The 856-nt window shown below is 46.8% G+C and carries 1 protein-coding gene; it reads left to right on the forward strand.

Annotated features, from left to right (window positions below; translation table 11 throughout):
* A partial coding sequence (locus tag ACRBG0_RS28145; RefSeq protein WP_431490156.1) for a hypothetical protein occupies nt 1–736 on the forward strand: 736 nt, incomplete at its 5' end.
* Nucleotides 737–856: the final 120 nt, after the last annotated feature.

Consider the following 856-nt stretch of genomic DNA (forward strand, 5'->3'; position numbering starts at 1 on the left):
AAACTTCTATTTCCTACTTTTTACAATAGCAACCTTATTTCCTATCACCAGTTGCCAAGACGACGGCCTACGTGATATCCGCGATTACTATTTCCCATTACGGGAACTCACCGATGGCCTTGTCTACGAATACCGAGATACTCAACACGACGCTCTCGCCGCCGATTACTGGTACTACCGCCCCCTGCCTACCGATTCGGCTTATTATTTCACCAAGGCCTATTATCGAGACTTCCTGCCTAGTAGCCTCTACCGCGAGGAGATGGTCAACAATGGCATCCTCTTGCGCAACCTTTATCTTTTTGAAACCGATAGTACCAATCAGCAACAACAAGCCATTGGTGAAGTAATTAGTTCCAACGTTTTTCCCTTTGAAGTCAAAGAGGATGGCAGCGAGGTGTACATCTACCAAGTTCGTTTTCAACTCCCCTCGCAGCCGCACGGCAGCACAACGATCTTGATCAATCGCCAATTTCAGGGCGACACCACTTATACTTACGAGGAGCAGGAATATCCAGCCATCCACTTCTCGCTTAGCGGCTCCGTTGATCAGCGGGATTCTATCATCGGTGATATTGAACCTCGCTTTACTGGCCAGGAGATTTATGCCAAAGGCCTGGGGCTCGTTTTCTATGCCCGCGACTACGGAGAGGGAGCCCCCAGCTTCCAGCATCAATTGGTTGATCGGTATCCGATGTCCGAGCTAGAAAAAAAGGCACAAAAGAACTGGGAATAAGCGCTATCCTTTCAAAAAAATAAAATATGTAAATTTGAAGAGCGATAGGGAGCTGCCCTAATCGTTATTTCACCTTTTAGGAACCAAACACCCCCTTGAAAATTTCTTACATGACCTTAT

The sequence above is a fragment of the Lewinella sp. genome (genome assembly GCF_050633125.1).
GTDB lineage: Bacteria > Bacteroidota > Bacteroidia > Chitinophagales > Saprospiraceae > Lewinella.